General features: G+C 69.6%; 6 protein-coding genes. All 6 read left to right on the plus strand.

Features of this window, described 5'->3' with window-relative positions; all coding sequences use genetic code 11:
• Positions 1 to 51 precede the first annotated feature (51 nt).
• Positions 52 to 1,224 carry a signal recognition particle-docking protein FtsY gene (gene ftsY / locus VF612_RS08540; protein WP_408659430.1) on the plus strand — a complete coding sequence of 391 codons (1,173 nt, stop codon included), beginning with the start codon at positions 52 to 54 and terminating at the stop codon, positions 1,222 to 1,224.
• Between the two features lie 123 nt (positions 1,225 to 1,347).
• Positions 1,348 to 2,391, plus strand: a complete 1,044-nt coding sequence (gene tdh, locus VF612_RS08545; protein ID WP_408659431.1) for an L-threonine 3-dehydrogenase — start codon at positions 1,348 to 1,350, stop codon at positions 2,389 to 2,391.
• 13 nt (positions 2,392 to 2,404) lie between these two features.
• Positions 2,405 to 3,595, plus strand: a complete 1,191-nt coding sequence (locus VF612_RS08550) for a glycine C-acetyltransferase (protein ID WP_408659436.1) — start codon at positions 2,405 to 2,407, stop codon at positions 3,593 to 3,595.
• A gap of 362 nt (positions 3,596 to 3,957) precedes the next feature.
• A complete protein-coding gene (locus VF612_RS08555) occupies positions 3,958 to 5,661 on the plus strand; it encodes a hypothetical protein (RefSeq protein WP_408659432.1) in 1,704 nt (567 codons plus the stop codon).
• Entirely contained in the window at positions 5,658 to 7,454 is a 1,797-nt protein-coding gene (locus VF612_RS08560; RefSeq protein ID WP_408659433.1) for a hypothetical protein, read from the plus strand. Before VF612_RS08555 ends, VF612_RS08560 begins: the two co-directional genes overlap by 4 nt.
• Positions 7,451 to 8,990 (plus strand): SAM-dependent methyltransferase (locus tag VF612_RS08565; protein ID WP_408659434.1); only part of this gene is annotated, 1,540 nt, incomplete at its 3' end. The genes VF612_RS08560 and VF612_RS08565, both read left to right, overlap by 4 nt.

Here is an 8,990-nt window from a genome sequence, read left to right on the forward strand (position 1 = left end):
CGAGGCGTCCCCGTGGCAGGAACCGCCCCGTCCGGCTGAGAGACTGTAGGCGTGCTCGAATTCCTGCTGATCGCCATAGCCATCGTCGTCATCGCCCTCGGCCTGATCGTCTCGCTGGTGGCGCCGCGGGCCCGGTTGGGCCGCCGCCGCCGCGAAGTCCCGCCGCCACCGACCGGCCTGTCCACCACATCACCGCAGGCCGGCCCGCCCGCCGGCTCGGTCGACACCCTGCCCGCCCCGCCGGAGCCGCACACGGCGACGGCGCTGCCCGACGTGGCCAGCGCTCCGGTGCTCGACGTCCCGGAGCCCACCGCCGGCCGGATGCAGCGGCTGCGGGCCCGGCTGTCCCGGTCGCAGAACGTGCTGGGCCGCAGCCTGCTGGCCGTGCTGGCCCGGGACCGGCTCGACGACGAGGCCTGGGAGGAGGTGGAGGACGCGCTCCTCGGCGCCGATGTCGGGGTGAAGCCCACCACCGAGATCGTGGAGCGGCTGCGCACCCGGACCCAGGTGCTGGGCACCCGCGACCCGGCCCAGCTGCGCGCCCTGCTGGCCGAGGAGCTGGTCACCGCGCTGCAACCGGACCTGGATCGGACCCTGCACACCATCAGCACCGGCGACGGCCCCGCCGTGGTGCTGGTGGTCGGCGTGAACGGCACCGGCAAGACCACCACCTGCGGCAAGCTGGCCCGGGTGCTGGTGGCCGACGGCCGCAGCGTGCTGCTGGGGGCTGCCGACACCTTCCGGGCCGCGGCCGCCGACCAGCTGCAGACCTGGGGCGCCCGGGTGGGCGCCGAGACCGTCCGCGGGCCCGAGGGCGGCGATCCGGCCAGCGTGGCGTTCGACGCCGTCCGGGCCGGCAAGGACGCCGGGGTCGACACCGTGGTGATCGACACCGCCGGGCGGCTGCACACCAAGGTCGGGCTGATGGACGAGCTGGGCAAGCTCAAGCGCGTGGTGGAGAAGCACGGCCCGATCAACGAGACGCTGCTGGTGCTCGATGCCACCACCGGGCAGAACGGCCTCACCCAGGCCCGGGTGTTCACCGAGGTCGCCGATGTGACGGGCGTGGTGCTGACCAAGCTGGACGGCACCGCCAAGGGCGGCATCGTGATCAGCGTGCAGCGCGAGCTCGGGGTGCCGGTCAAGCTGATCGGCCTGGGCGAGGGCGCCGATGATCTGGCGCCGTTCGAGCCGGTGGAGTTCGTCGACGCTTTGCTGGGCTGACGCTCGGGCCTACCAGCTGTCAGGCATACCAACCCGGCGATACCCCGCCGTCGGCGGTATCTGGCAAGCTCCGCGGAGAGAGTCGCAACGGCGCGGTTCTCAACGGCGTGGAGGAGCAGTGCGGTGAAGGCGTTGTTCAAGTCGGCGGCCCAGCCCGGGTTCGAGTTCGTCGACCGGCCCGAGCCCGAGCCGTCGGCGGCGGAGGTGAAGGTGCGGGTGCTGCGCACCGGCCTGTGCGGCACCGACCTGCACATCCAGTCCTGGGACGCCTGGGCGCAGAGCGAGATCCGGGCCCCGCTGATCCCCGGCCACGAGTTCTACGGCGAGGTGGTCCAGATCGGGGCGGCGGTCCGGGACGTCAAGGTCGGTGACCGGGTCTCCGGCGAGGGCCACATCGTCTGCGGCACCTGCCGCAACTGCCGGGCCGGCCGCCGGCACCTGTGCATCCGGACGCTGAGCGTCGGCGTCCACCGCGACGGGGCGTTCGCCGAGTACGTGGTGATCCCGGAGAGCAATATCTGGGTGCACCACGAGGACATCGAGCCGGACCTGGGTGCGGTCTTCGACCCGCTGGGCAACGCGGTGCACACCGCGCTCAGCTTCCCGCTAACCGGTGAGGACGTGCTGATCACCGGCGCCGGGCCGATCGGCCTGATGGCGGCCGCGGTCGCCCGGCACGTCGGAGCCCGCTATGTGGTGATCACCGATGTCAGCGAGCCGAGGCTGGAGTTGGCCCGCAAGCTGGGGGCCGACCTGGCATTGAACGTCAGCACCGCCGCGATCAGCGAGGCCCAGCAGACGCTGGGGATGCGGGAGGGCTTCGACGTCGGTCTGGAGATGTCGGGCCATCCCGGCGCGCTGCCGGAGATGATCCTGAACATGAACCACGGCGGCCGGATCGCGATGCTGGGCCTGCCCAGCCAGCCGATCTCGGTGGACTGGGCCAAGGTGGTCAGCCACATGATCACGGTCAAGGGCATCTACGGCCGGGAGATGTTCGAGACCTGGTACGCGATGAGCGCGATGCTGCAGTCCGGCGCCGAGCTCAAACGGGCGGTCACCGCGGTGGTCACCGATCGCTACCCCGCCGAGGACTGGGCCGAAGGGTTCGCCCGGGCCCGTTCGGGCACAGGTGGCAAAGTGGTACTCGACTGGTCAGACGTCTAAGGAGCTGATGTCGGTGTACGGCACCATGCAGCAGCGGTTGAATTCCGAGCTTGCCGAGATCACCTCGGCCGGCCTGCTCAAGCGCGAGCGCCAGATCGCCTCGCCGCAGTCGGCCACCATCCTGGCGGGCGACCGCGAGGTGTTGAACTTCTGCGCGAACAACTACCTCGGCCTGGCCGACCACCCGGCCGTGCTGGCCGCGGCGCGCCAGGCGCTGGAGGACTGGGGCTTCGGGCTGGCCAGCGTCCGGTTCATCTGCGGCACCCAGACACTGCACGTGTCGCTGGAGGAGCGGCTGTCGCAGTTCCTCGGCACCGACGCGACCATCCTGTACTCCTCCTGCTTCGACGCCAACGGCGGCGTGTTCGAGACGCTGTTCGCAGCCGAGGACGCGATCATCTCCGACGAGCTGAACCACGCCTCGCTGATCGACGGCATCCGGCTGTGCAAGGCCCGCCGGTACCGCTATCGCAACCGCGACATGGCCGATCTGCAGGCCCAGCTCGAAGCGGCCTCCGATGCCCGGCAGCGGGTGATCGTCACCGACGGGGTGTTCTCGATGGACGGCTACGTCGCGCCGCTGGCCGACATCTGCGACCTGGCCGAGCGCTACGACGCCCTGGTGATGGTCGATGACTCCCATGCCGTGGGCTTCCTCGGCGAGGGCGGCCGGGGGACTCCGGAGCTGGCCGGGGTGATGGACCGGGTGGACATCCTCACCGGCACCCTGGGCAAGGCGCTGGGCGGGGGATCCGGCGGCTACGTCAGCGGCCATGCCGAGATCGTGGCGTTGCTGCGCCAGCGGTCGCGGCCCTACCTGTTCTCCAACAGCGTCGCCCCGCCGATGATCGCCGGCGCGCTGGCGGCCCTGGACGTGCTGCAGTCCGATCCCGCCCCGCGTGCGGCGCTGAGCCGCAACGCCGAGCTGTTCCGGCGCCGGATGACCGAGGAGGGGTTCGACCTGCTGCCGGGTGAGCACCCGATCATTCCGGTGATGTTCGGCGACGCGGCGCTGGCGGCCCGGATCGCCGACGCGATGCTGGACGAGGGGGTCTACGTGATCGCCTTCAGCTATCCGGTGGTGCCGGTGGGCAAGGCCCGGATCCGGGTCCAGCTGTCGGCGGCGCACTCGGCCGAGGACATCGAGGCGTGCGTGCGGGCCTTCGTCGCCGCGCGGGCCGCGGTGGAGCGCCAGGCCAGCTGATCGCGGGGGGGTCGGCAAGGCCCCGGTTCACCTCACCGGGCGGGCATCCGTCCCTGACCCATGCCCCCGCGCGTCTTCGCGCCCGCCCTCAGGCGGTTGCCCGCGAGCGATGCGGCGACCGTCCGATTCGGCGTGCCTGCTGCGCGCTAGCACTCCCAAGTCTTAAGGGGTTCAAGCGTCTCAAGAGGTGCTAAGTGTCCTAAGGGGTAGAAGCGGTTCAAGAGTCTCAAGTTGCGACATCTAGCACTTGTCTTTATTGTCCGAATCGCTCTATATCCCATCCATACACGGGCTCCACCATCTCATGGCCGCCTCCCCGTACCCGGTCGTGGCGGGCCCGTCCCAGACCGAGTGAGTGATCCATGACCACTGTCAACACCACCTGCAACGTCGTGAACAAGTCCAGCAAGGCCGTCGTCGTCCTGGACGCCTACCAGTCGGCCACCACCGTCGCCGCCTACTCGACCGCCACCGGCTACCAGCAGGCGCTCAAGGCCCTGCCGCTGTCCACCGGCGGCACTGTGCTCGCGGCCGGCGCCTCGGCCACCGTGACCCTGAACGACACCTACGTCTCCAACGGCCAGACCAAGCCGAGCTACATCTACCAGCTGCTGGTCTCCGAGCCCGCCGGGCTGTTCCCGGTGGCCAACGTGGGTGAGGTCATCAACTTCACGACCGAGGCGTACCCGGACGTGGTCATCACCGACGCCCAAGCAGCCAACATGGCGCTGGGCTTCGCGTTCGTGCAGAACATCATGGCCTACCCCGGCTCGCAGCTGGCGACCGGATTCGTCACCGCGATGAACTCCGCACAGGGCCAGAGCAGCTCCACCTCGATGGTGCAGACGGTCGATGCCTACTTCAACTCCACCAAGAGCTACCAGGGCCTGGACTTCGCCAGCTACCTCGCGATCAGCACCCATCTGAAGCAGTTCGCCTGGACCTGGGGCCTGAGCGCCTCCGGCACGCCTGGGCGCACCTACTACCTCTACGCCCAGTCCGACACCGGCAGCGAAACGAGCAGCAGCTCCACCGACCAGGGCAGCGTCACCATCACCCTGCCGGCGAACGCCCCGTCCCCGGCCGATCCCACTGACGCCAACAGCGGCTACGTCGTCACGCTGTCCAACGACGGCAGCACCCCGCTCTACTTCCAGTCCGGCCAGTTCGTCGACAACACCAACGTCGACATCCCGGGGGTCTGCCTCCAGGCCACCTACGCGCTCAAGAGCACCTTCACGCAGAAGTCCAGCGACAACGTGCTGTGGCCGGTGCTGATCGGCACGGTCAACGGCGTCAAGGTGATCGGGGTCAGCCAGGAGCCGGCGGACGCCTTCACCACCTGGCTCAAGAGCCTGCTGCCCAAGAGCTTCGACGACCTGTTCAACGACTTCATGAAGATCATGGGCCTGGCGATGGCGATCGACTTCCTGAAGCAGAAGCTGTCGGGCAAGAAGGAGGCGCTGGACAACGACGAGGCCAACGAGAACGGCGGCGAGCCGCCGAACGCCGAGCAGCAGGCCGCGGCCGACGCCGGCGCCGAGCAGATCGGCAACGAGGCGCAGGCCCAGGCCCAGGACGTCGCCGACCACATGGGCGCCGACGGCGGCCAGCCGTTGATCGAGGTCCCCGAGGAGGCTGCCATCCCGCAGGCACAGGTCGAGGCGAACGTCGACCAGGTGCAGGCGCTGGACCAGGTGCAGGGCGATGCCTACCAGGGCGCGATCGACGAGTACCGCGGCCAGCTGGAGGAGCTCGCCGAGATCGGCACCCCGCCTGCGCTCGAGGACGCCGCCGGGCAGCTGATGGAGGCCAACGACCAGCTCAGCGAGGCCCGGGTCAACAGCGACTTCGCCGACGTCTCCCAGAGCCTGAGCGACGTCAGCGCCAACATCAACCTCAGCGTGGAGCAGCTCGGCAGCGAGGTCAGCGAGCAGGTCCAGGACAACATCAAGGAGTCCCAGGCCGAGGCGACCGAGTACGAGGACTCCGCCGAGTCGATCGAGGAACAGTCCAGCCAGGTCGAGGAAGGCACCGAGGACTTCGAGCCGGAGTTCGCCGAATGAGCGCCCCGAGCTATCAGTTCACGGTCGACAACGCCTACGGGCAGCCGATCGAGGTCTACCTGACCACCTGCCAGCCGGTCAGCGACCCGCCCTCGACGGAGCCGTCGGCCTACCTGCCCATCTACACCAGCCTCGGCGTCGTCGACGGCAGCAGCGGCAGCTTCAGCACCAGCGAGCCGATCGCCCGGGTGGTGCTGGCCCGGGCCAGCGACGACTTCCCGCTGAAGCTGGCGATCGTGGACGCCCTGGACCCGCCGACCCAGTCGGTCTCGGTGAGCGCCGCCGACGAGGCGATCACCGACAGCTGCTGGACCTTCTACAAGTCCTTCGCCAGTCAGCCGTACTCGCCGGTCGCGCTGCAGTTCAACGACCTCATCCTGGCCAACAACGACCCGACCCAGCTCAATGCCCAGGTGGCGGCGTTCTTCGGCCAGAACGGCTACCCGGGCGTCGACTTCGGCACCTTCAGCATCGTCTCGTACTGGGCGGCGAACTCCCTCTATGCCTTCCCGGGCAGCTACTACTGCTACCAGCCGCAGGTCGCCAACTCGCAGTTCATCCTGCCGACCGAGGTCTGCGGGATGCTGGAGATCGCCGACGGCGCCGCCACCTACACCCCGACCGGCGGCAGCGGCACGGCGCTCACCCTGTCCAACACCGCGCTGAGCTCGGATGCGGGGGTGTCGCCGGAGGTCACCTTCACCGGAGTGGTGCGCGACCTCACCCTGGAGGGCCAGCCGAACACCATCGTGATGTGCTTCGTCGGGACCGTCGGCGGCACCCAGACGATCGCCCAGCCCTACCAGAATCCGCAGCTGCCCTGGTACGCGGTGGCCTACGACCTGGTCTACGGCTCGTTCGTGCTGGTGCAGTTCGCGATGGCGCTGGACATGGCCGCCACGATCCTCAAGGGGGTCGCCAACGGCATGCAGTGGCTGGCCGACAACTCGTCCAAGATGCTCGACAACGTCCGCTCGTGGGCCAACGACACCGGCGACGCGGTGGCCCCGGACACCGAGCTGGGCCCGGACGTCGACCCGATCAACGTGGACGTGGACGTGGACGTCGACATCGATGTGGACGTCGACATCGACATCGATATCGACATAGACGTCGACATAGACGTGGACGTGGATGTGGACGTCGACATCCTGGTGATCGACGTGGACGTCGACATCGACATCGACGTAGACATCGACATCGACGTGGATGTGGAGGTGGACATCGACATCGACGTGGATGTGGACGTCGACACCGATGTCAACGTCGAGCCGGGCATGGTGACCGGCCTGGTCAATACCGTCGGCAACTGGATCCTGACCAAGGCGCTGCCCGCGCTGCTGGAGATGGCGGTGATCAGCTTCGCCTTCGACAGCGCGGGAAAGCTGCTGCAGGCATGGAAGGACGCCGACGCCGAGGCGATCGACAACCTGCAGCCCCGGCAGTCCACCGGGCTCGGCCTGCTGATCAACTACATGCTCGACGACAGCAAGCCGGTCAGCACCCGGTGGAACACCTACGCCGACTACCTCCAGCAGTCCGGAGTCGACAACACCAGCGCGCAGATGTCGGTGACCACGATCCAGATGACCCAGAACACCACGGCCGACACGGCGGCGGCCAACTGGCGGTGGTCGACCAGCGACGAGCAGGCCGCGGTCGCCGCGATGGCGCCGTACACCGGCACGAACATGTACCAGGCGTTCCAGGCCCTCGGTGCCTACACCTACAACGGCCAGCCGCTGCCGGTGAAGGTGGGAGCGGCCGTCGCGATGCAGTACCTGAAGTCATGACGGCGCTGCGCAGGACCGAGGGCATCGACGACGCCGAGGGCATCGGGGGCATCGACGACGCCGGGAGCGTCGAGCCGCTGCTGCGTGAGGCACCGGCCAAGAGCTTCCCGACCCGGCAGGAGCACACCGACCGGTGGCTGGAGCTCGCCGCTGAGATCGCCGCCGAGGCGGGCCGGATCAGCGACGAGCCCGGCCCGCCGGAGTCGGTGGGCCAGCTCACCGTTCTCGGCTCCGGCATCGAGACGGTCGGCTTCAGCGTCGCCGACGAGCTGCTGATCGACGCGGCCGACAAGGTGTTCTACTGCGTGGCCGACCCGGCCACGGCGGTGTGGCTGAAGGAGCGCCGGCCGGACGCCTATGACCTGTACGTCCTCTACGACGATGCCAAGCTGCGCCACGTCACCTACATGCAGATGACCGAGGCGATGCTGCACTTCGTCCGGCGGGGGATGCGGGTGGTCGCCATCTTCTACGGCCACCCGGGGGTGTTCGTGCTGTCCACCCACCGGGCGATCGCGATCGCCCGGCGGGAGGGGCACCGGGCGGTGATGCGGGCCGGGGTCAGCGCGCTGGACACCATGTGCGCCGACCTCGGCTTCGACCCGAGCCAGCCCGGGCTGATGACCTACGAGGCCACCGACATGCTGGTTCGGCGCCGGCAGCCCGACCCGGCGCTGCACGTGGTGCTGTGGCAGGTCGGGCTGATCGGGGAGCTGGGCTTCCGCCGGCAGGGCTTCCTCAACAGCGGATTCTCGCTGCTGCTGGACCACCTGGAGGCGGTGTACGGCCCGGATCAGGTGGTCACCAACTACGTCGGCTCCCGCTATCCCGGCATCGACCCGCTGATCGCCAGGCACACCCTCGCCGAGCTGCGCGAGCCCTCGATCCAGTCGACCGTCACCGGCCTGTCCACCTTCTACCTGCCGCCGATCCATGCGCCGGCAGCCGACCAGGCGGTGCTGCGCGAGCTGGGGCTGCTCAAGCCGGGGCAGACGTTGAAGCCGGCGACCAGCCCGCTGCGGGTGATCGACCGGTACGGCCCGCGCGAGCGCAAGGCGTTCACCGACTTCGCGCGGTTCCGGGTGCCGCAGGGTTACCACTGGCAGTCCGACACCGCAGCGGCCCGGTTCGTGCTGGCGCTGCGCGACGATCCGGACCTGCGCAGCCGCTACCAGGACGACCCGGCGGCGGCGGTGCAGGGCTGGGACGCCGGGGTGCTGACGCCCCGGGACCGGGCGCTGCTGGCCAGCCGGGACGGCGGCCAGGTGCAGCTTGCCGCCAAGGGCACCCGGAGCCGGACCGCCCCGGGCGCCGCCCGGATGCTGCGCAGCCTGCTGGCCAGCAACTCCGCCAGCCGGGAGCTCGCGGTGGCGGTCAGCCGGGCCGGCGAGGACGAGCGGGCCGGCACGGTCCGGGAGTGGGCCGCCCGACGCGGCCTCACGGTCGACCCGGCCACCCTCGGCGAGGACCTGGACCGGACCCTGCGCACCACGCTGGCCCCATGGAGCGGGCTGTACCTCCAGCCGGAACGGCGGC

It is taken from the genome of Jatrophihabitans sp. (assembly GCF_036388195.1).
Taxonomy (GTDB): Bacteria; Actinomycetota; Actinomycetes; order Mycobacteriales; family Jatrophihabitantaceae; genus Jatrophihabitans_A.

Excerpts from the sequence above, each read along its gene's own strand:
- VF612_RS08560 (WP_408659433.1), top strand. The coding sequence starts at position 5,658 with ATGAGCGCCCCGAGCTATCAGTTCACGGTCGACAACGCCTACGGGCAG.
- VF612_RS08555 (WP_408659432.1), top strand. The coding sequence starts at position 3,958 with ATGACCACTGTCAACACCACCTGCAACGTCGTGAACAAGTCCAGCAAG.